General features: G+C 75.5%; 22 protein-coding genes. 15 read left to right on the top strand and 7 right to left on the bottom strand.

Going from position 1 to position 20705, the window contains the following annotated elements; all coding sequences use genetic code 11:
• Window positions 1-36: 36 nt before the first annotated feature.
• The 5 genes from HC251_RS00290 (at window position 37) to HC251_RS00270 (ending at window position 3384) form a co-directional block, all read left to right on the top strand.
• Window positions 37-1458 carry a glycosyltransferase 87 family protein gene (locus tag HC251_RS00290; protein ID WP_219943332.1) on the top strand — a complete coding sequence of 474 codons (1422 nt, stop codon included), beginning with the start codon at window positions 37-39 and terminating at the stop codon, window positions 1456-1458.
• Entirely contained in the window at window positions 1455-1940 is a 486-nt protein-coding gene (locus tag HC251_RS00285; protein WP_219943331.1) for a helix-turn-helix domain-containing protein, read from the top strand. The genes HC251_RS00290 and HC251_RS00285 overlap by 4 nt, the downstream gene beginning before the upstream one ends.
• A 137-nt stretch (window positions 1941-2077) precedes the next feature.
• On the top strand, window positions 2078-2554 hold the full coding sequence (locus HC251_RS00280) for a YbaK/EbsC family protein (RefSeq protein WP_219943330.1): 477 nt from the start codon (window positions 2078-2080) through the stop codon (window positions 2552-2554).
• Window positions 2555-2648: 94 nt separating this feature from the next.
• Window positions 2649-2792: a hypothetical protein gene (locus tag HC251_RS00275; protein WP_219943329.1), complete on the top strand. Its 144-nt coding sequence runs from the start codon at window positions 2649-2651 to the stop codon at window positions 2790-2792.
• 61 nt (window positions 2793-2853) lie between these two features.
• The gene (locus HC251_RS00270) at window positions 2854-3384 is read left to right on the top strand and encodes a dihydrofolate reductase family protein (RefSeq protein ID WP_219943328.1); all 531 of its coding nucleotides are present in this window, start codon (window positions 2854-2856) and stop codon (window positions 3382-3384) included.
• Window positions 3385-3398: 14 nt separating this feature from the next.
• Here the strand turns inward: HC251_RS00270 and HC251_RS00265 are convergent, their stop codons facing one another.
• Entirely contained in the window at window positions 3399-4421 is a 1023-nt protein-coding gene (locus HC251_RS00265; RefSeq protein WP_219943327.1) for an LLM class flavin-dependent oxidoreductase, read from the bottom strand.
• A gap of 25 nt (window positions 4422-4446) precedes the next feature.
• Entirely contained in the window at window positions 4447-4830 is a 384-nt protein-coding gene (locus HC251_RS00260; RefSeq protein ID WP_219943326.1) for a hypothetical protein, read from the bottom strand.
• A gap of 155 nt (window positions 4831-4985) precedes the next feature.
• Here HC251_RS00260 and HC251_RS00255 point away from each other — a divergent pair, with 155 nt between their 5' ends.
• The 5 genes from HC251_RS00255 (at window position 4986) to glyS (ending at window position 11289) form a co-directional block, all read left to right on the top strand.
• Window positions 4986-5477 (top strand): SRPBCC family protein, encoded by a 492-nt coding sequence (locus tag HC251_RS00255; RefSeq protein ID WP_219943325.1) that lies wholly within the window; start codon window positions 4986-4988, stop codon window positions 5475-5477.
• A 139-nt stretch (window positions 5478-5616) separates the two neighbouring features.
• A complete protein-coding gene (locus HC251_RS00250; protein WP_219943324.1) occupies window positions 5617-6414 on the top strand; it encodes a phytanoyl-CoA dioxygenase family protein in 798 nt (265 codons plus the stop codon).
• A 2-nt stretch (window positions 6415-6416) separates the two neighbouring features.
• Window positions 6417-7157: an acyl-[acyl-carrier-protein] thioesterase gene (locus HC251_RS00245; protein ID WP_219943323.1), complete on the top strand. Its 741-nt coding sequence runs from the start codon at window positions 6417-6419 to the stop codon at window positions 7155-7157.
• 42 nt (window positions 7158-7199) lie between these two features.
• A complete protein-coding gene (locus HC251_RS00240) occupies window positions 7200-8111 on the top strand; it encodes an oxygenase MpaB family protein (protein ID WP_219943322.1) in 912 nt (303 codons plus the stop codon).
• A 178-nt stretch (window positions 8112-8289) separates the two neighbouring features.
• The gene (glyS, locus tag HC251_RS00235) at window positions 8290-11289 is read left to right on the top strand and encodes a glycine--tRNA ligase subunit beta (RefSeq protein ID WP_219943321.1); all 3000 of its coding nucleotides are present in this window, start codon (window positions 8290-8292) and stop codon (window positions 11287-11289) included.
• Between the two features lie 63 nt (window positions 11290-11352).
• Here glyS and HC251_RS00230 read toward each other — a convergent pair whose 3' ends face one another.
• Entirely contained in the window at window positions 11353-12585 is a 1233-nt protein-coding gene (locus HC251_RS00230) for a CehA/McbA family metallohydrolase (RefSeq protein ID WP_219943320.1), read from the bottom strand.
• Between the two features lie 291 nt (window positions 12586-12876).
• Between HC251_RS00230 and HC251_RS25900 the strand changes: the two genes are divergently transcribed.
• A complete protein-coding gene (locus HC251_RS25900; protein ID WP_219943319.1) occupies window positions 12877-14301 on the top strand; it encodes a hypothetical protein in 1425 nt (474 codons plus the stop codon).
• Window positions 14302-14336: 35 nt separating this feature from the next.
• Here HC251_RS25900 and HC251_RS00220 read toward each other — a convergent pair whose 3' ends face one another.
• From HC251_RS00220 to HC251_RS00205, 4 genes are all read right to left on the bottom strand, one after another.
• On the bottom strand, window positions 14337-15563 hold the full coding sequence (locus tag HC251_RS00220) for an RNA polymerase sigma factor (RefSeq protein WP_219943318.1): 1227 nt from the start codon (window positions 15561-15563) through the stop codon (window positions 14337-14339).
• Between the two features lie 11 nt (window positions 15564-15574).
• Window positions 15575-15931, bottom strand: a complete 357-nt coding sequence (locus tag HC251_RS00215) for a YciI family protein (RefSeq protein ID WP_255566779.1) — start codon at window positions 15929-15931, stop codon at window positions 15575-15577.
• 133 nt (window positions 15932-16064) lie between these two features.
• Entirely contained in the window at window positions 16065-17483 is a 1419-nt protein-coding gene (locus HC251_RS00210) for an NADH:flavin oxidoreductase (protein WP_219943316.1), read from the bottom strand.
• A complete protein-coding gene (locus HC251_RS00205) occupies window positions 17480-18463 on the bottom strand; it encodes a dihydrodipicolinate synthase family protein (RefSeq protein WP_255566551.1) in 984 nt (327 codons plus the stop codon). Before HC251_RS00205 ends, HC251_RS00210 begins: the two co-directional genes overlap by 4 nt.
• Window positions 18464-18491: 28 nt before the next feature.
• Here HC251_RS00205 and HC251_RS00200 point away from each other — a divergent pair, with 28 nt between their 5' ends.
• The 4 genes from HC251_RS00200 (at window position 18492) to HC251_RS00185 (ending at window position 20495) form a co-directional block, all read left to right on the top strand.
• The gene (locus tag HC251_RS00200; protein ID WP_219943315.1) at window positions 18492-18971 is read left to right on the top strand and encodes an SRPBCC family protein; all 480 of its coding nucleotides are present in this window, start codon (window positions 18492-18494) and stop codon (window positions 18969-18971) included.
• Between the two features lie 7 nt (window positions 18972-18978).
• A complete protein-coding gene (locus tag HC251_RS00195) occupies window positions 18979-19551 on the top strand; it encodes an AAA family ATPase (protein ID WP_219943314.1) in 573 nt (190 codons plus the stop codon).
• Window positions 19552-19683: 132 nt separating this feature from the next.
• On the top strand, window positions 19684-20340 hold the full coding sequence (locus tag HC251_RS00190) for a DUF6629 family protein (protein ID WP_219943313.1): 657 nt from the start codon (window positions 19684-19686) through the stop codon (window positions 20338-20340).
• A 14-nt stretch (window positions 20341-20354) separates the two neighbouring features.
• Window positions 20355-20495: a hypothetical protein gene (locus tag HC251_RS00185; RefSeq protein ID WP_219943312.1), complete on the top strand. Its 141-nt coding sequence runs from the start codon at window positions 20355-20357 to the stop codon at window positions 20493-20495.
• Window positions 20496-20705 lie beyond the last annotated feature (210 nt).

The following is a 20705-nucleotide window of genomic DNA, read 5'->3' as shown; positions in this document are numbered from 1 at the left end:
GGAGTGACGGGGCCGCCGCCGGGTAGCACCTGGGCCTTGCCCCGCCCCGCTCCCCGCACCCTCGCGCTGGCCGGGACCGCGACCGCCACGGCGACGTTCCTGCTCACCGCCCGATCCGACGTCCTCGCCGTGCGCCTGGCGCCGCTCCTGGTGGCCTTCGGAGGCCTGGCAGCGACGATCGCCCTCGCCCGGAGGGGCCAGGGCCCGTCGACCCGGGCGGTGCTCGGGACCGCCGCCCTCCTGGTCGGCCTCGCCGTCGCCCTCCCCCCGCTGCACTCCCAGGACGTCTACCTCTACGGGATGCAGGGCCGGATCGTGGCCGTCCACGGGTCCAACCCCTACCTCCACGAGCCGGGCGCCTTCGCCGACGACCCCCTGCACGACGAGGTCTCCCCTCCCTGGCGGGACGACCGGAGCAACTACGGGCCCGCCTTCACCGCGGTCGAGGCAGCCGTCGCCACCGTCGCCGGACCGTCCCCCACCCGGGTGCGCGTGCTGTTCCAGCTGGTGGCCGCGGCGGCCGTGCTGGGGGCGCTGGCCCTCCTGCGGCGGGCCGGGGTCGAGCCCGGCGGCCTGGCCCTGGTCGGGCTGAACCCCGTCGTGATCGCCAAGGGGGTGAACGAGGGCCACGCCGACGCCCTCCTGGGCGTGCTGCTGCTGGCCGCGGTGCTCGCCGCCCGGCGCCGGCCGGTGGTGGCCGCCGCCGTCCTCGGCGTCGCCGCCCTGGTCAAGCCGTTCGCGCTCGTGGCCGGCGTCGGCCTGGTCGCCTGGCTGCTCGTCCGGCGCGGCTGGCGGACAGCCGCGGCCGCCAGCGCGGCCACCGGCGCCACCGTCGCCGGCGGCTACCTCCTGGTCGGTGGGCCCCGGGCCCTCGAGCCGCTCCGGGAGGCCGGGCTCCAGCAGTCGCGGAGCTCGCTCTGGGCCCAGCCCCGCCTCGTGCTCACCGAGGCCTGGGTCGCCCAGGGCCGCGACGGCGGCACCGCCGGGCTCGAGGCGCGCCAGCTGGTGGCCGCCCTGGCCCTGGCCGTGGTGGCCGTCGTGGTGGTGGCCGTGGTGTTCCTGGTCCTCCGCCGGGCCGACGCCCGCACGGCCCCGGACCCGGCGCTGGTCGTGACGGCCGCCTTCCTCGCCTACCTGCTCGCCAGCGTCTACGTCCCGGCCTGGTACGTCGCCGCCGCCCTCCCCGTCGCCGCGGTGTGCTGGCGGTCCCGGGGCGCGGTCCTCGTCGCCGTCCACGGTGCCGTGCTGAGCGTCGTCTACACCTACTCGGCCCACCTGGGTGACGACCCCATGGCGCCGGCGCTGCGGGGCTTCTCCACGTGGGTCGTGCCGGCCGCCCAGGCGCTGGTGGTGGTGGCCATCCTGGCCCGGGCGGCCCGGACCGCCCTGCGGTGGTGGCGGGGCCGGGGCGGAGTCGGTTCCACAAGAGGACCGACAGCGGTAGCCTCGCTGCGGTGAAGCGCACACCGTTCGGCGACTGGCCCTGCTCGGTGGCCCGCACCGTCGACATCCTCGGCGACTGGTGGACGCCGCTCGTGCTGCGGGAGGCCTACCTGGGGACGCGCCGCTTCGACGTCTTCCAGCGCAACCTGGGGATCGGCCGCAACATCCTCACCCAACGGCTCAACCGCCTGGTCGACGAGGGCGTCCTCGCCCGCCGCCCCTACCAGGAGCGCCCGCTGCGCCACGAGTACGTCCTGACCGACAAGGGGCGCGACCTGTTCGGGGTCATCGCGGCCATGAAGACCTGGGGCGACCGCTGGCTGGCGGGCGACGACGGCCCGCCGCTCACCTACCACCACACCCCCTGCGACCACGACATGGATGCCGAGGTCGTGTGCTCCCACTGCCGCCAGCGCCTCGACGTCCGCCAGGTCCGGGCCCACCCCGGCCCCGGCGGGCCCGCCCCCGCCGAGCCCACGGCGACGTCTGCCGGCTGACGCGAACCTGCGACAACCCCGGACGTGCGACACCCCGCCAGCACGGCCCTCGCCCTGTCGCAGGGTGCGGGCTGTCGCAGGAACGAGCGGGCCGACGGGCCGGGGGCGGCCGGGTGGGGCGTCGGTACTGTCGGTGGATGGCCGACGCCGACCACCCCAACGTCGCCGCCGTCCGGGCCGCGCTCACGGCCCGCGGGGCCCCGTTCGCGGTGCGGGTCCTGCCCGACGCCGTGGCCACGGCGCGGGCGGCGGCCGAGGCCCTCGGGGTCGCGGTCGGTCAGATCGCCAGCTCCCTGGTGTTCTCGGCCGACGGCGAGCCGCTGCTCGTCCTGACCTCCGGCGCCCACCGCGTCGACACGACCAAGGTGGCGGCCGGCCTCGGCGTCGGATCGGTCGACCGGGCCGACGCCGCCTTCGTCCGGGCCGCCACCGGCCAGCCGATCGGTGGGGTGGCCCCCGTCGGCCACCCGACCCCGGTGCGCACCCTGGTCGACACCGCGCTGGAGGCCTACGACGAGGTCTGGGCCGCCGGGGGCATCCCCCACGCCGTCTACCCGACGACCTTCGCCGAGCTGGTCCGGGTCACCGACGGCACCCCCACCGAGGTGGCCTGAGCCTCGCTGTCACACCCCGGGAGGATGAATCCCGGCATGTGCGAGATGTTCGACGGAAGGACCCTCGGCGAGGACCTCGACCGCATCGGTCGGAGTGGGTCTGACCCACACCGACCGCCTGCCCGACGACCGGCGCCCGGACCTCGACGTCGTGCAGGTCCTCGTCCCGGACGTCGTCGCGCACGGCCCGCGCCCGGTGCGCGAGCGGCTCGACCGCCCCTTCGCCCGGACACCGTGACGGCGATGAGCTCCGAGCGGTCCGGGAGTCCGCCCTGGGCCGCAGCAGCAGGAGGTTCGGGATGGCCCGGTTCGTCTACTCGGTGACGATGTCGTTGGACGGCTTCATCGCCGGACCCGAGGGCGACATGGCGTGGATGGTGCCGTACCTCGGTCCCAACCCGGCGATCGACGCCTTCATCGCCGAGGTCGGCGCCGTGCTGGTCGGCGGGGGGACCCTCCGCGGGCGCGACCCCTACGAGGGCACCGAGGGCGAGGGCGAGGTCTTCGGCGGGGGGTGGGAGGGCCCGCAGGTCGCGGTGACCGGCCAGGTCCTCGACGGGGTGACGTGCACGCCCGTCCTCGACGAGGGCATCCGCCTCGCCGGCGACGCCGCCGGTGACCGCGTCGTCAACGTCCTCGGCGCCACCGTCGCGCGGGGCCTGCTGGAGCGGGGCGGGCTCGACGAGGTCCTCACCAGCATCGCCCCCGTCCTCCTCGGCGACGGCACCCGCCTGTTCGACCACCCCGGGGGCACCCACGTGCGGCTCGAGCCCATCAGCGTCGACCACGTCCCCCTCGCCACGACCCTCCGCTACCGCGTCGTGCGCTGATCGCGGCGGCGCCGTCAGCCGGGCAGCAGCGGCACGAGGCGCTCCAGCACGGAGAGCTGGTCGGCGGGGCCGCCGTCGAGCTTGGCCAGGATCGTGGTGATGCCGACCGAGGCGTGGAGCGCGAGGCGCTCGGCGACCTCGGTCTCGGAGCCGATGAGGTTGGTGAGCCGTCCCAGGTCGAGGGGCACGGCGGCGGCGGCCCCCTCCCGATCGCCCGACCGCCACCGCTCCTGCACCCGGGCGACGTCGTCGGCGTAGCCCAGACGGCCGAAGGCGTCGTTGTAGAAGTTGCGCCCGCCCGAGCCCATGGCCCCGATGGTGAAGGCGTAGCCCCGGGCGTGGCGGACCACGGCGGCGTCGGTCGCGGCGGGATCGTCGGTCAGCTCGACGGCGACCGGGGCGACCAGGTCGAGGTCGGCGAGGGTCCGCCCGGCGGCGGCGGCGCCCTCGCCCAGCGCGTCGAGGACGACGTCGGCGGCCTCGGGCACGAAGGCGTTGCCCAGCCACCCGTCGGCGACCTCACCGGTGAGCCGGAGGTTGGCCGGACCCATGGCGGCGATGTGCACCGGCACGTGGGCCGGGGCGACGAGCGGGCGCAGGGCCCGGCCCTCGCTGTCGGGCAGGGGCAGGGGGTAGACGACGCCGTCGTGGACCAGGCGCTCGCCCCGGCTGACGGTCCGGATGATCTCGACCGTCTCGCGCGTCGTCTGCACCGGGCGGGTGAAGCGGACGCCGTGCCAGCCCTCCATGACCTGCGGTCCCGACACGCCGACGCCCAGGGTGAACCGACCGCCCGAGAGCGACTGGAGGCTGAGGGCGCTGGTCGCCAGGAGGGCCGGGCTGCGCGCCCCGAGCTGGACGACGAAGGTCCCCAGGCCGATCGTGGTCGTCTGGGCGGCCACGTGGGCCAGGCCGGTCAGGGCGTCGTAGCCCCAGACCTCCGGCACCCACACCGAGGCGACGCCCAGCTCCTCGAGCCGGCGGGCGTGGGCGCCGGCGTCGGGGGCGTGCGGGTCGAAGAGGACGCCGAGCCGCATGGGCGACGACCGTACGGCACCCCGCTCAGGGCTGCGTCGGTCCCGGAGGCGCCGTCGAGACCACCAGGCCCTGCTGCACCAGCGCCTCGTGGACACCGTTGACGACCGACGTCATCTCCTTCTGGGCCTTGCTGGCCCCGAGGGCGCCCCCGCTCCAGCCCGTCGAGGCCGGCGCGATGCGCAGGAGCGTCGTGTCCGGCTCGCCGCCCTGGGCCACGGAGTAGTCGAGGATCATGCGCCGGGCGAACCCGCCGGCCAGGGCCCGGGCCGCCTTGGACCCGACCTCGGCCCGACCGCCCCAGCCGGTGGCGTCGGGGGTGAGGGTGTAGCCCTGGGAGGCGAGCACCTCGCCCACCGTCCTCAGCACCGCGGCGCCGTCGGCCCCGGTGGTCCAGTGCACAGCCTCCATCTGTCCTCCTCAGGGTCGGTCGGAGCCGCATCGTAGGACGACCGGCCGGCGCCCCCGACCGACGACGGATCGAGCGCGGCACAGGTGTCGGACGTGTCCCACCCGCCCGTCAGTTCACTCCTGCAACGCACGACGGAGACGGCTACCGTCCGGCTGTGCGCTACCGGGACTGCCCCACCGTCGAGGTCACCCAGCGGATGGCCGTCGACGCCGAGACGGCCTGGGCCGCCGTCACCGACATCACGCTGCCCGCCCGCTTCTCGCCCGAGCTCCAGGAGGTGGCCTGGCTCGACGGGGCGACGGCGCCGGCGGTCGGCGCCCGCTTCCAGGGCCGCAACCGCAACGAGCACCTCGGCGAGTGGACCACGACGTGCACGGTGGTCGAGCTCGACCCGCCGCGCCGCTGGACGTGGGAGGTCAGCGACGGCGACGAGGCCTGGTCGACGTGGGGCTTCGAGGTCGATCCCGTGCGCGACGGCGTCGTGGTCCGCCAGTGGCTGCGCATCGGCCCGGCGCGGTCGGGGCTGAGCATCGCCATCGACGCCATGCCCGACCGCGAGGCCCGCATCATCGAGGTCCGCCTGGCCGAGCACCGAGCGGCCATGCAGGCCAACCTCGACGGCCTGCGCACCGAGCTCGAGGGCTGAGCCCGAGCGCACGGTCACCCACACCGTTCTGAGCCAGGGATCGGCCATCGATGGCCCGTTCCTGCCTCAGAACGGTCAGCGCGGCGATGCGGCGGCCCCGGCTGCGGGACCGGTCGGCACCGCGGGCCATGCTGGGGGCGTGAGCTGGACCATCGAGGGGGACTTCGCCGCCGACGGGGCGGTGTGCGTGCGGGGGGCGTTCCCTCCCGACGAGGTCGCCCTGGCCGCCTCGGCCATCGACGCCGTCCTGGCCGACCTGTCCCCCACGGCCAAGCGGGCCAGCGCCGACGACGACGGCGCCTTCGTCGAGGACTTCCGCCGCTGGACCGAGATCCCCGCCATCGAGGAGCTGGCCCGCACCTCGGCCGCCGCGGCCATCGCCGGCGAGCTCACCGGGTCGACGCAGGTGCGGCTCCACCACGACCACGTGCTCGTGAAGGAGCCCGGCACCCGCCAGCCCACGCCGTGGCACCAGGACCTCCCGTACTACGACATCGACGGCCGCCAGCTGGTGAGCATGTGGATGCCCGTCGACCCGGTGCCCCGCTCCTCGTCGCTCGCCCTCGTGGCCGGCTCGCACCTCGGCCCCTGGTACATGCCGCGCACCTTCCTCGACGGCGAGGCCCGGTGGTTCCCCGAGGGGACGCTGGCCGACCTCCCCGACATCGACGGCGACCCCGCGGCCCACCGCATCCTGGCCTGGGCCCTGGAGCCGGGCGACGCCGTGTTCTTCCACATGCTCGCCCTCCACTCCGCCCCCGGGTTCCCCGGCCCCGGGCGACGGCGGGTGCTGTCGCTGCGGTTCCTGGGCGACGACGCCGTGCACGCGCCGCGGCCGTGGGCCACGTCGCCGCCGTTCCCCGGTCTGGCCGACGAGCTGGCCGCCGGGGCCCCGATGGACCACCCCCTGTTCCCCGTCGTGTGGACGCGGGGGTGACGATGGACCGGACACCGCTGTCGGGTCGGGTCGCCGCCGGCCGGGCCTTCTCCGCCTCCCGCCGGGTGCGGTGGGGTGACGTCGACCGGCGGGGCCGCCTCCGCCTCGACTCGATCGCCCGCCACCTCCAGGACGTCAGCAACGACGACACCCGCGACGCCGGGTTCGACCTCGCCGTGCCCTGGGTCGTCCGCCGGACCGTGATCGACATCGTCACCCCGCCGGCGCCGGGCGAGATCCTCACCCTCACCACCTTCTGCGGGGCGCTCGGGGCCCGGTGGGCCGAGCGGCGCACCACCATCGAGGGCGACGGCGGGGGCCACGTCGAGGCGGCGTCGCTCTGGATCTCCCTCGACCCGGCCACCGGGCGGCCGGCCCGCCTGACCGACGAGTTCGTCGCCGTCTACGGGTCGGCCGCCGACGGCCGCACCGTGGGCGCCCGGCTCCACCATCCCTCGGCACCCGCTGACGGCGCCGCCACCACCCGGCCGTGGCCGCTGCGCAGCACCGACCACGACGGCATGGGCCACGTCAACAACGCGGCGACGTGGGAGCCGGTGGAGGACGAGCTCGACCGGCGCCGCCTGGTCCCGGTCCGGGCCGAGGTCGAGTACCGCGACGCCATCGACCCCCGCGACACCGTCGAGCTGCGATCGGCGGAGGAGGGCGACGAGCTGCGCGTCTGGCTCCTGGTCGACGGGGCGGTCCGGGCCTCGGCCCTGGTCCTCACCTCCCCCCGCTGACACCAGGGTGTGGACCGGCCCGGCCTGGGTAGGTTCGCCGTCGTGGAAACGGCTGTAGCCAGGAAGTTCGCCGCCCCCGACCGACGGCCGCGGGCCGCGGGGGCCCCGCTCGGCCCCGGCTCGGTGCTGTGGCGCATCGCCGGCGACGGCCGGGGCCTGATGACCGGGACCTCCGCCGGTGTCCTCCAGCTGCTCCACCCCGGCCTGGGCGCCGGCGTCACCGAGCACTCCGCCTTCTTCACCGAGCCGTGGGCCCGCATCATCCGGTCCATCCCGCAGATCTGGGGGACGATCTTCGCCCCCGACGACGGCGACGGCGACCGACGGGGCCGGGCCATCCGCGACCTGCACCCCGACATCAAGGGCGTCGACCACCAGGGCCGCCGCTACCACGCCCTCGACCCCGACGTGTTCTGGTGGGCCCACGCCACCTTCACCTGGGAGTTCCTCCGGGCCGCGGAGCTGTTCTTCCCCCTCCCGCTGACCCGGGCCGAGAAGGAGCAGCTCTACTCCGAGAGCGTCACCTGGTACCGCCGCTACGGCGTGAGCGACCGGCCCGTGCCCGTCGACCTGGCCGCCTTCGAGGCCCGCTTCGCCGAGATCTGCGCCCACGAGCTGGAGCTGACCCCGGCCGCCGACTGGGTCCTCCACCCCCCCGAGACGGCCCCGGAGCTGCCCGAGGCCCCCCTGCCCCTCCCGCTCCGCCCGGCCCAGCCGGTCGTCACCTGGCTGCGGGGTGAGAACCTGCGGCTGGTGACGCTCGGCGCCCTGCCCGACGTGGTCCGCCGCCGCTTCGCCATCCCGTGGTCCACCCGCGACCGCGTCGCCTTCGCCGGCACTGCCCTGGCCTTCCGCTCGATCGGCGCGACGGTCGGGCCCCGGGCCTTCGACGTCTTCTTCCCCCCCGGCACGCCGAAGCCAGATCGCAGGCCCGCTCGCGGGTCTGCGACCTGATCGCGCCGGGACGCTTCCCGCCGAAGCGGCTGCGCCGCCGGCTCATCCGACGCAGGCCGGGTGAAGGGGCTGCCGCCAGGCCGACCGGAGCGTCGTCGCCGCAGCAGAGCGCTGGACGACTGCCGCCGGCCGTGGATCGCCTTCCCGGCCGGAGGCCCGGCTTCGGTACCCTCGCCCGATGCTCACCATGCAGGCCGCCCTCCTGGGTCTCTCCGAGTTCTGGGCGGCCCGCGGGTGCGCCGTCCTGCAGCCGTACAACACCGAGGTCGGCGCCGGGACGATGAACCCGGCCACCTTCCTGCGGGTCCTCGGGCCCGAGCCGTGGAACGTGGGCTACGTCGAGCCCAGCGTCCGTCCCGACGACAGCCGCTACGGCGACAACCCCAACCGCCTCCAGACCCACACCCAGTTCCAGGTCATCCTCAAGCCCGAGCCCGGCAACCCCCAGGAGCTGTACCTGGAGTCGCTGGTCCACCTGGGGATCGACGTGGCCGCCCACGACATCCGCTTCGTCGAGGACAACTGGGAGTCGCCCGCCCTCGGCGCCTGGGGCCTGGGCTGGGAGGTCTGGCTCGACGGCCAGGAGATCACCCAGTTCACCTACTTCCAGCAGGCCGGCGGGCTCGTCCTCGACCCCCCCGCCACCGAGATCACCTACGGCATGGAGCGCATCCTCATGGCGCTCCACGGGATCGACCACTTCAAGGACATCCCCTACGCCGACGGCGTCACCTACGGCGAGCTGTTCGCCCAGGGCGAGTACGAGTGGAGCACGTACTTCCTCGACACCGCCGAGGTGGACCTCCTGCGGGCCCAGCTGGGCGACCTCGAGGCCGAGGCCCGACGGCTGATCGGCCTGGCCCTGCCGATCCCGGCCTACTCGCAGGTCCTCAAGTGCTCGCACACGTTCAACGTCCTCGACGCCCGCGGGGCCATGGGCACCACCGAGCGGGCCCGCGCCTTCGCCGCCATGCGCGGCCTGGCCCACGACGTGGCCGAGCTGTGGCGCGACAAGCGCGAGGAGCTGGGCTTCCCGCTGGGCCGGGCCGACGAGGCCGACCCCGCGCCGACCCCGGCGCCGCCGCCGCCGCCCGGCACAGAGCCGCGGGCGTTCTTCCTCGAGCTCGGCGTCGAGGAGCTCCCCGCCGCCGACGTGGCCGACGCCCTCACCCTGCTCGAGCGGGCGATCACCGACGGTCTCGAGGCCACCGACCTGCGCCACGGCGAGGTCACCGTCGCGGGCACGCCCCGGCGCCTGATCGTCGAGGTCGCCGACGTCTCGCCCGTCGAGGAGACCAAGGCCGTCGTCGTCCGCGGCCCGAAGGTGAAGGCGGCCTTCGACGCCGACGGCAACCCGACCAAGGCCGCCGAGGGCTTCGCCCGGTCGCGCGGCACCACGGTCGACGCCCTCACCCGCGTCACCGAGAAGGGCGAGGAGCACCTCGCCTTCGAGACGACGGGCGGCGGCCGCCCCGCCGCCGAGGTCCTGGCCGACATCGTCCCCCCCGCCCTCGGCAAGCTGCGCTTCGGGCGCAACATGCGCTGGCGGCCGGGCTCCGACACCCTCGCCTTCAGCCGACCGGTCCGCTGGCTCGTGGCCCTGCTGGGCGACGAGGTCGTGCCCACGGCGTGGGCCGGGCTGGCCGCCCATCGCCGGACCCGCCTGTTCCGCTCGACCGGGGAGCCCACGGCCGCCCTCCCGTCGGCCGAGACGGCGCTCGCCACCCTGGAGGAGCACGGCCTGGTCCCGGACCCGGCCGAGCGTCGCCGTCGCATCGTCGAGGGGGCCGACGCCCTCGCCACCGCCGAGGGCGGCACGGTCGACGTGGCGCGCTGGGACCGGCTCGTCGACGAGATCGTGAACCTGGTCGAGGCCCCGACTCCGGTGCTCGGCTCGTTCGACCCCGCCCACCTCGCCCTCCCGCCCGAGGTCCTCACCGCGGTGATGAGCAAGCACCAGCGGTACCTGCCGGTCACCGACGCCGACGGCGCCCTGCTGCCCCACTTCGTCACCGTCGCCAACGGGGCATGCGACCCCGACGTCGTCCGCGCCGGCAACGAGGCGGTGATCTCGGCCCGCTACGCCGACGCCACCTTCTTCGTCGCCCGCGACCGGGAGACGCCGCTGGCCGACCTGGCCGCCGGGCTGGCGACGATCACCTTCGACAGCCGCCTGGGCTCGGTGCGCGACCGGGTCGACCGGATCCACCAGACCGGTCTCGACCTGGCCGCGGACGTCCGGGCCGACGAGGCCGTGGTCGCCGTGGTCGACGAGGCCGGTCCGCTGGCCAAGTTCGACCAGGCCTCGTCGATGGTGGCCGAGATGACCTCGCTGGCCGGCACCATGGCCCGCTACTACGGCGCCGACGCCGGCCTCGCCCCGGCCGTCGTGGCCGCCATCGCCGAGACCGAGCTGCCCCGGGCCGCCGGCGACGAGGTGCCCGGCACCCTCGCCGGCGCCCTCCTCTCGCTGGCCGACCGGCTCGACCTGGTCACCGCCCTGTTCGCCGTGGGCGCCGAGCCCACCGGCAGCGCCGACCCCTTCGGCCTCCGCCGGGCCGCCCGGGGCATCGTCCTGGTCGCCATGTCGGGGATCGACCCGGCCCTCGACCGGTTCTCGCTCCGCCAGGGGCTCGAGCGGGCCGCCGGCCACCTCCCCGTCGACGTGTCGGCCGACCTGGTCGACCGGATCGTCCCCTTCGTCCGGCGCCGCTTCGAGCAGACGCTCCTCGACCAGGGTCACCGCCACGACCTGGTGCAGGCGGCCCTGCTCCACGCCGACCGCCCGGCCCACGTGCGGGCCGCCCTCACCGACCTCACCGCCGCAGTGGGCACCGAGCGCTTCGGCCTGGTGGCCGACGCCCTCAAGCGGGCCGACCGCCTGGTCGGCGACACCGACCGGGAGTCCCTCCCGGCGGTCTCGGCCGATCGGTTCGAGGACCCGACCGAGGGCGCCCTCCTCGCCGAGCTGGAGCGGGTCGAGGCGGCCGACGCGGCCGCGTCGGTCGCGGCCTACCTCGCCGCCGCCGAGCCCATGGCCACCGCCCTCAACGCCTGCCTCGACACGGTGATGGTGATGGCCGACGACCCCGACGTCCGGGCCAACCGCCTGGCCCTCCTCACCCGGGTCGCCGCCAGCGGCGCCACCGTCGTCGACTGGACCAAGGTCGAGTCGTGACCGCCGACCGGTGCCAGGCACCGGTCGGCGGTGCCGCCGCGGCCGTCGGCCGGGCGGTCGCGGTCAGGGGCTGATGGCCAGGAGGTGGCCGGCGGCGGACTCGAGGCGGAAGGGGCCCCGCCCGAGGGCGGGCGCCGCCAGCCGCACCCGGTCGCCGTGGAGCACCCGGCGGCGACCGTCCATGTCGACCAGCACGCTCCCGTCGGCCTCGACGGCGATCAGCTCGTCGTCGACGCGCAGCAGCGTCGGTGAGGGCGCCGGGGCCCACGACAGCGCCGTGCGCCCGGCGGTCACCGCCTCCATGATCGCCGCCGGCGAGCGGTCGGCGGCGGCCACCCAGGTCGTCGGCGTGCCCGGGGCGTAGCCCTGGCCGGCGTGGTGGAAGTCGCTCCCCCCGAGCAGCACGGGCCCACCGGAGCCGGGGTCCCAGCGGTCGAGCAGGCCCCACATGGCGGTGGAGCCCAGGTCCCGGAACCACCCGATGTGCCACAGCTCCAGCGCCGGCGGCAGGTCGGCGAGAGGGTGCTGCCACGAGCAGTCGCCCTCCAGGGGGTGGTTGATGCTGAGCAACCCGCCCCGGGCCTCGACGGCGGCCACCCACTCGGAGGCGGGGCGGCGGAAGTCGATCCAGCCGATGTCCCCGAAGGCGTTGGCGTGCCCCCGGGCGGTCGTGACCTCCTGCCCGGGGAGCAGGGTGATGTCGTGGGCGGCGCCGACGCCCGCCAGGTGCGGGTGGTGGGAGACCGTGTTGTGGTCGGTGACGGCGAGGACGTCGAGCCCGTTGGCGGTCGCCCGCCCCGCCAGCTCGGCGATGGTGGCCTCGCCGTCGGAGTGGACGGTGTGGGAGTGGAAGTCACCGGCGAACCAGGTCAGCCCGGCCGGGGCCGGGAGGGCGCGGTCGCTCCCGCGCGGTCCGACGCTCGGCGGCGGCGCGGGCGGCTCGGGGTCGACGTCGCCCACCGCCGGCGTGCTGATGGTGACCTCGACGGCGACGCCCTCGGCCGGGATCGCATGCAGCCCGAGCACGACCGCCCACCGTCCGGGCTCCACCTCGCCGGGGACGTAACCGGGGGTGGCCCGGTCGCGCCCGATCACGAACCGCGAGCGGGCGCCGCCGGACCAGCCCCGCCACCCGGTGGGCCCCTCGCACCCCAGGTCGACGACGGCGGCGTCGGTGTCGTAGCGCAGGGTCACCTCCACCGAGTCGGCCCCGCCCGGGTCGAAGACGAGCTCGGGGTAGCGCTGGGCGGCCTGGTCCTCCAGGTCGAACCGGAGGCGGTGGACGGCGGTGCCCACCGCTCAGCCCCGCCGCTCGTCGGTGATCGCCATGGCAGTCCAATCGGGTCGGCGACGCCGACCCCGTCCGGGTGGGGGGGTCGGAGGACGTGACGGTAGCCCCGGGCCCCGCCCGACGGTCGGGCCCGACGCGCCGCGGCGGCGGCCCGCCTGCTCGGCGCGCTCGCCCTCGCCCGCGGCCAACAACCCACCAACGGGGGAGGTCGACCCCTTCCCCTCCCGGGATCGGTGCGCGACGCTTGTCACAACCGGGTGGGGCGCATGGGACCGTCCCCCGGGAGGACGGGGACCATGAGCGACCACCACGGGGGCTACACGCCCCCGCCGCCGCCACCGCCAGGAGCATCCTCCGGGGGGTTCGGGCCCCCTCCGGCGCCGCCCGGGCGGCCGGGCACGACGCTCCCTCCGCCTCCTCCACCGCCGGCGGGGGCCGGGCCCTACGGATCCGGGCCGCCCACGACGCCGCAGACGTTCCCCCCGCCGGGGTACGCGCCGCCCACGCCCGGTCCCGGCGCCCCTCCCACCCCTCCGCCGCCGAGGAAGAAGGGGTCGTCGCGGTTCGGCCTGATCCTCGGGGGCGTCGCCGTGCTCGCCCTGCTGGCCATCGTGGCGTCGGCCATCGTGATCGTGCGGGGCAACCAGCGCGACGCCGACCGCCGGCGGGAGCGGGAGGAGGCGGCCGCCGCCCTGCTCGCCGACCAGGAGGACCTCGCCACCGCCGTGCGCGACGGTGACGGCGAGGCCGTGACGGCCCTGCTCGAGGACCGGCCGGCGCTGGTCGACGCCGACGCCGAGCCCCAGCCGACCGACGAGGTCGTGACGGTGGAGCTCGGCCCCGGCCCGGTCGGGTCGGCGCGGGTGGACCTGGACCCCGACGTCGAGTACTCGGTCGTGCTGGCGGACGACTCGGCCGGCGCCGAGCTGGTCCTCGTCGGACCCGACGACGAGGCGGTCGACCTCGGCGCGTCGCTCACGCCCACCACCGACGGCACCCACACCCTGCTGGCCACGGCCGAGGACGCCGACGTCGTCGAGGTCAGCCTGCGGCCCGTCCGCACCGAGGCCTACGAGTTCGACCCGGCCACCTACGAGATCGCCGAGCCGGGGGACATCGTCGACCTGACGATGGAGATCGCCGCCGACGAGCTCTACGACGTGATCTTCACCGGGTCCGGTGTGGTCGGGACCATCTTCGACGCCGAGGACCAGGTCGTGCTCGAGCTCGACCCGGCCGACGAGTCCGAGATCCGGTTCTCCAGCGGGTCCGACACCACCTACCGGCTGCGGATCGAGGGCGAGGACCCCCAGGCGACGGGCTCGGCCGAGGTCGACATCATCGCCCTGGCCCACTGGACGGCCTTCGCCGGCGAGGAGGGCGACGAGTTCTACCTCGAGAGCGAGACCGAGCCCGCCGTCGTCGAGCCCCGGCTCGACTCGGCCCGCAACGTGCTGACGTTCTGCCTGTACCTGCGGCCCGGCCTGGAGTTCCGGCTCGACTTCGTGCCCACCGCGGCCGGGGCGACGTGGGATCTGGACATCTTCGACGACGAGGCGGCCCGGGCCGCGGGGACGCCGTCGGACACCTTCACCAACGTGGAGGCGGCCGGGATCGACGTCGCCGCGCGCGACGTCGACCGCTCGCCCTGCTACGACCTGCGCCCCACCAGCGACATCACCAGCGGTGTCGACGTGCAGGTCTCGGCCCAGGTCCCCTGACCGTGCACCTCTGACCCCCGGGCCGTCGGCCCCCGTCAGCGCAGACGGGAGAGCCGGCGCTCGAGGTGGCGCTGCTCGACCCGGCTGGTGGCCCGGCGCACGGCCTCCCGGTAGGCGTCGCGGGCGGCGTCGACCTCGCCCGCCCGCTCGAGGAGGAACGCCCGCGCCGCGTGGAGCCGGTGGTGGTCGGCGAGGCGCTCGTCGTCGGCGACCGTGTCGAGCACGGCCAGGCCGGCAGAGGGGCCGTGGACCTCGGCCACCGCCACCGCCCGGTTCAGGGTGGTCATCGGGTTGGGGGCGACCCGTTCGAGGAGGTCGTAGAGGGCGAGGACCTGGTGCCAGTCCGTGTCCTCGGCCGACGGGGCCTCATCGTGGACGGCGGCGATGGCCGCCTGCAGCTGGTACGGGCCGAGGGCGGGCGAGGCCGCCAGGGTCGCCTCGACCAGGGCCACCCCCTCGGCCACCAGGTCGCGGTCCCACAGGTCCCGGTCCTGCTCGTCGAGCGGCACCAGGTCGCCGTCGCGCACCCGGGCCGCCCGCCGGGCCTCGGTGAGCAGCATCAGGGCGAGCAGGCCGGCGACCTCGGCGTCGGCCGGTCGCAGCCGGTGGACCTCGCGGGCCAGGCGCACCGCCTCGGCCGTGAGGTCGCGCCGGTGGAGCTCGGCCCCCGAGCTGGCGGCGTAGCCCTCGTTGAACACGAGGTAGAGGACGTGGAGGACCGCCCGCATGCGCTCGCCCAGCTCGGGCTCGTCGGGGAGGGCGAAGGTGGCGCCCGCCCTCCTGATGGTGGCCTTGGCCCGGCTGATGCGCTGCGCCATGGTCGCCTCCGGCACGAAGAAGGCCCGGGCGATCTCGGCCGTGGTCAGCCCGCCGACGGCGCGCAACGTCAGCGCCACCTGCGACGACGGCGACAGCGCCGGGTGGCAGCACAGCACCAGCAGGGTCAGGGCGTCGTCGTCGGCGGTGACGGGGTCGGCGTCGGGGGCGGGCGCGACCTGCCGGTCGACCGGGGTCAGCCGCCGGTCCTGCTCCTCGCGCCGCTGGCGGGACTCCTGGCTGCGCAGCAGGTCGACGAGGCGGCGGGACCCGACCCGGATCAGCCACGCCTTCGGGTCGTCGGGGCGGCCCTCCTCGGGCCACTGGCGGGCGGCGGCGAGGAGCGCCTCCTGCACCGCGTCCTCGCACAGGTCGAAGTGCCCGTAGCGCCGGACCAGCGCACCGAGGACCAGCGGGGCCAGCCCGCTCACGTCCTCGGTGCGCACGCCCGGCGGGCTCACAGCTCGGTGGGGGCCTCGTGGAGGATGGGCCGGACCTCGATGTCGACCAACCCGGCCACCGGGTTCTGGGACGCGATCTCGAGGGCCCGCTCCTCGGAGTCGACGTCGACGATGGTGAAGCTGCCGATGTACTCCTTGGCCTCGATGTAGGGCCCGTCGGTCACCGCCGGCACGCCGTCGGCGACGCGGACCTTCTTGGCCTGGACCTGGTCGGCCACGCCGTAGGCGCCGACCATCTCTCCCGAGGCGACCAGCTCGGCGTTGTGGGCGTCGGTCGCCCGGATGACCTCCTCGAAGTCCATCTCGCCCTGGAGGCGGGTCCACATCTCGTCGTTGCCGTAGATGATCAGCATGTACTTCACGGGGGGCTCCTTGTCCTCGGCGCCCGGGCGGGCGCCGTCCGAGGGTGACGTCGGAGCCGCTCCGACGCCCTCGACGCGGCGGCCCATCTTCTCGCGGCCCGGCGCCGGCGCGGGGCGGCCGGTCTCAGCCGTCGCGCAGTCGGGCCTTGGCCGCCCGCTTGGCCTGGGTGAGGTCCACCCGCTGGGGGTGCTCCTTGTAGAACGGGTCGAGCGGGTAGCAGCCCGACACCAGGCCGTTGCGGGGCGCCGTGGTGCAGTCGCTGAAGGTGCGGCACACCAGGCCCCGCTCGAGCGGGCGACCGGCCAGGACGTCGGCCGCCAGCTCCGGGTAGCTCAGGACCATCCGCCCCAGCCCGACGAGCGACGCGCCGCCACCGGCCACGACGGCCTGGGCGGCGTGGGGCAGCCAGTCCTGGAGGTACGAGTAGCCCGAGCCCACGATCGTGAGGGACGGGTGGGCGGCGGCCAGCTCGGCGGTGACGGCGAGCTGGCGGGCCACGCCGACGAGGGGGTCCTCGGGGGGCTGGTACCCGTCCGACGGCGGGAAGAAGGCGGGGCGCTGGACGTGGGGGTTGTAGTACGGGCTGCCGGCGGTGGTGCTGACCAACCCCACGCCGAGCTCCTCGAGCAGGGCGAGGAAGGCGTGCACCTCGGTGAGGTCGATGCCCAGACCGGTGCCGTCGCCGCCGAAGGCGTGCGGGTACGGGCCGTCGGTCGCCGGCACCCCGACACCCCCGGGGCCGGGGACGAAGGGGCGCAGGTCGAACGCCGACAGGCGCACGGCCACGGCCAGCCCGGGGGCCCGGTCGCGGATGCCGGTCACCACCGCCCGCAGGAAGCGGGTGCGCCCGTCGAGGTCACCACCGTAGGCCCCGGGCCGATCCCGGCCGCTGAGCAGCTCGTGCAGCAGGTACCCGTGGCAGTGCTTCACGTCGACCAGCTCGAACCCGGCCTGCTGGGCGAGGACGGCGGCGGCGACGTAGCGCTCGACCAGCTCGTCGAGGTCGGCGTCGGAGAGCACGCTGCCGGTGTCGGCCGCCGAGCGGTCGTCGAGCTCCGGGTGGCGGTAGGCGGTGCGGGGCGCCGGGGCCCCCTCGGGTCGGCTCCACCGCCCGGAGTGGGTGAGCTGGAGGGCGGCGACCTGGCCGGGTCGCAGCAGGCCCCGCAGCTCGGCGATGTCGTCCGCGGTCGACTCGTCGAGCACCAGCTGGTTCGGGTTGGCCCGGCCGTCGGGGCGGACGGCGGTGGCCTCGCCCCACACCAGCCCGCACCCGCTCGCCCCGAACCGGGTCCAGCGGCGGCGGACGAGGTCGGTCGGCCGCCCGTCGTTGGTGCCGTCCCAGCCCTCCATGGGCAGCACGGCGAAGCGGTTGGCGACGGGGATGGCACCGGCCGACCCGTCGACGACCTCGGTGGGGCTCGCCAGCACGCCCTGCGGGTCGACGGCGTCGGCGAGGGGGATGGTGACGCCCAGGGCGTCGAGGTGGGCGCGCAGAGCGTCGAGGGTCTTGAGGTTCTTGACCTGCGTCGGGCGCGTGCTCACGGCGACGTCTCGGCGCCGAGGTCCCAGGCCTCCAGGCGGGCCAGGACGTCGGCCAGGAGGTCGCGGTCGGAGTCGGGGCGGCGGGGGACGCCGGGCGGGGTCGTGTCGCTGCTCGCCCAGCCGCGCAGGGTGAAGAACACGGCGGCGTCGTGGCGGTACGCGGGGACGGGGGCGCGGAAGGTGATCTGGCCCAGGTGCTGGAGCAGGTCGTTGAGCTCGTGGAACCGGGGGTCGCCGGCGGCCCACATCCGGTCGCGGGCGGCGAAGGCCTCGGGGGCGAAGGTCGACAGGCCCAGCAGGTAGTCGGACCCGTAGGTGACCATGTCGATGGCCAGGTCGTTGCCGGTGAGGACCAGGAAGTCGGGCCGGACCTGGTCACGGACCGCCAGCCGCTCCCACTCCCGGACCCGGTCGAGCGACGAGTGCTTGGCACCGATGCAGCTCGGGATCCCGAGCAGCCCGCGGTAGGCGTCGAGGGAGTAGATCCGGCCGTAGGGGACGAACATGGCGCCCAGCTCGAAGCCGATGAAGCGGTCGACCTCGGCGCCGAAGCGGGCGAGGGCGGTGACCCAGCCCTCGTCGTCGAGGGCGTTGAGCCCGTGGCTGGGGAACACGACCGGGGTGCCGCCCCGCTCGACGATCGCCGCCGCCGCCCGGGCGTAGGCGCCCGGGTCGTGGGGAGCGCCGGCCTCGTCGGCCACGTGGGCCCCGGCCACGAAGTCGCCGCCGGTCACCTCGGCGGCCAGGTCGAGCACCCGAGCCTTGGTGGCGTCGTCGAGGAGCTGCACGTAGCCGGTGTCCATGTTGACGGCGGGGACGAGGCCGGCGGCCCGGGTGCGGGCGATGTGGGCCTCGACCGCGGGCCACTCGATCTCGCCGTCGACGGTGAACGGGAGCAGCACCGCGGACATGCCGGTGATCGTCCGCCGAGGGCGGATCCGGGCCACCACGTCGTCCTCGGTCAACACGGTCCCGTCCACGCCCCCATCATGGGGCAGGATGCGGTCCATGAGCGACGAGCGCATCGAGGTCCAGCGGGTGATCGAGGCCGAGCCGGCGGAGATCTTCGCCGTGCTGTGCGACCCCCAGGGCCACGTGGCCATCGACAGCTCGGGGATGCTGCAGTCGGCCGAGGGCGAGCCGGTGACCAAGCCCGGTGACAGCTTCGTGGTGCACATGGACCGCGAGGCGCTCAACGACTTCCCCATGGGCAAGTACGACGTGACCGTCACGATCAAGGAGCTCGAGCCCGACCGGCTCATCTCCTGGACGATCCTGGGCCAGATCCGGCCCCAGATCGGCCACGTCTACGGGTACCGGCTCGAGCCCGGCGAGCACGGCACGGTCGTGACCTCGTTCTACGACTGGTCCGAGATCGACCCGCAGTGGCGCGAGGCGAACATCTTCCCGATCATCCCCGAGAGCGCCCTGCGGGCGACCCTGGGCGTGCTCGACCGCACCGTCAAGCGGGGCTACCCCAAGGGGTGACGGGGCGGTGCCGGCGGTCGTCCACCTGCTCGGCTACCCCGGCACGGGCAAGCGCACGGTCGGGGCCGCCCTGGTGGCGTCGGTGCCCCGCGACGAGCACCGCTTCGTCCTCGTCGACAACCACCTGACCGGCAAGGCGGTCCTGGCCGCGCTCGACACCGACTCCGCGGTCCCGATCGACCCACGGGTCTGGACCTACGTGCACGACCTGCGGGTGCACGTCCTGGCCGCCATCGAGGAGATGGCGCCGGCCGGGTGGTCGTACGTGTTCACGAACTACGTCGTCGAGGAGAAGCCGTCGCCGACCCTGGCCCGGCTGCGCGCCCTGGCCGAGGCGCGGCGGAGCACCTACGTCCCCGTCGTGCTCCACTGCGGGCCCGACGAGCTCCGCCGGCGGGTTGTCGGACCCGACCGGGCGGCCCACCACAAGTGGACCGATCCCGACGGGGTGATGGCCGACGTGGCCGGGCTGACGCTCGTCCGCCCCGACAGCCCGCACCTGCTCGACCTCGACGTCACCCACCTCACGCCACCGGAGGCGGCGGCGCGGGTGCTCGCCCACGTGCGCGCCGTGACCTGACGCCGGGCCGGCGGACCGCCGTGGGTTGACAGGCAGCCCATGATCACGACAGCCGTGCCCCACTCCCGCACCGTGCCCGGTCCGCGCCGAGCACCACCCCTCGCCCCACCCGGCGACGGCGCGGGGTAGCGCATGTGCTTCTCGGCCGAGGCCGACCTGGTGGCCGGTCTCGTGGTCGGGGCCGTCGGCATCGACGCCCTCCGCCACGTCCGCCGGCCGGCCGAGCGGGCGCTGGCGGCCCTGCCCCTCATCTTCGCCGGGCACCAACTGGTCGAGGCCGTCGTCTGGCGCGGTCTGGAGGGCAACGCCGCCGAGGCGGTGTGGCGTCCGGCGCTGTGGACCTACCTGGTGATCGCCTTCGGCGTCCTCCCCGTCCTGGTGCCGATCGCCGTCGCCGCGGCCGAGCCGCCCGGGACGCGGCGGGCCCTGCGGCCCTTCGCCGTCGTCGGCGCCGCCGTGTCACTGGTGCTGGTGCACGCCATCGTCCGCGGACCGGTCGAGGCCCGCATCGAGGGCAACCACATCGACTACCGGGTCGACCTCTGGCACGGCGGACTGATCGTCGTCCTCTACGTGCTGGCGACCTGCGGCTCGATGCTGGCCTCGGCCCATCACCACGTGCGGTGGTACGGCGCCGTGAACCTGGTGGTCGCCGGCGGTCTGGCCTGGTTGAGCAGCACCGCCCTCATCTCGCTGTGGTGCGCGTGGGCCGCGATCACGAGCGTGGCCATCGCCGTGCACCTGCGGGCCGCCGACCCGCAGCACCGGACGACCCCCCTGCCGACCTGACGGCTGGGCGCATCGTGCAGCTCGGCCCCGGCGAGGACGGCCGCGTCCTCACCGGCCGGCTGGCTGCGGCCATCAAGGAGCGGGCCGCCCTGCGCGGCTCCGTGTGGGGCCTCCGCCACCCTGCCGTCGCCGTCTCCGGCGCCAAGCGGTTCTGACGGCGCCGGCGCATCGGCACGACCTCCGCCGGCGCGCCGCCCGGTGGGGCCGCACCGAGCCGGGAGGGGGCCGATCCTGACGAGGGGCCCTCGAACGCGATCGGCCCGGAAACGTCGAGCTCGTCGGCCACGTGTCCGACGTCGAGCTCCGCCGCCTCTACGGCCGTGCCCGCGCCGTCGTCCTCCCCAACGAGGAGGACTTCGGCATGA

Origin of the sequence: Iamia sp. SCSIO 61187, from assembly GCF_019443745.1 — a bacterium.
GTDB lineage: Bacteria > Actinomycetota > Acidimicrobiia > Acidimicrobiales > Iamiaceae > Iamia.
This window is presented reverse-complemented; position numbering and strand designations above follow the sequence as displayed.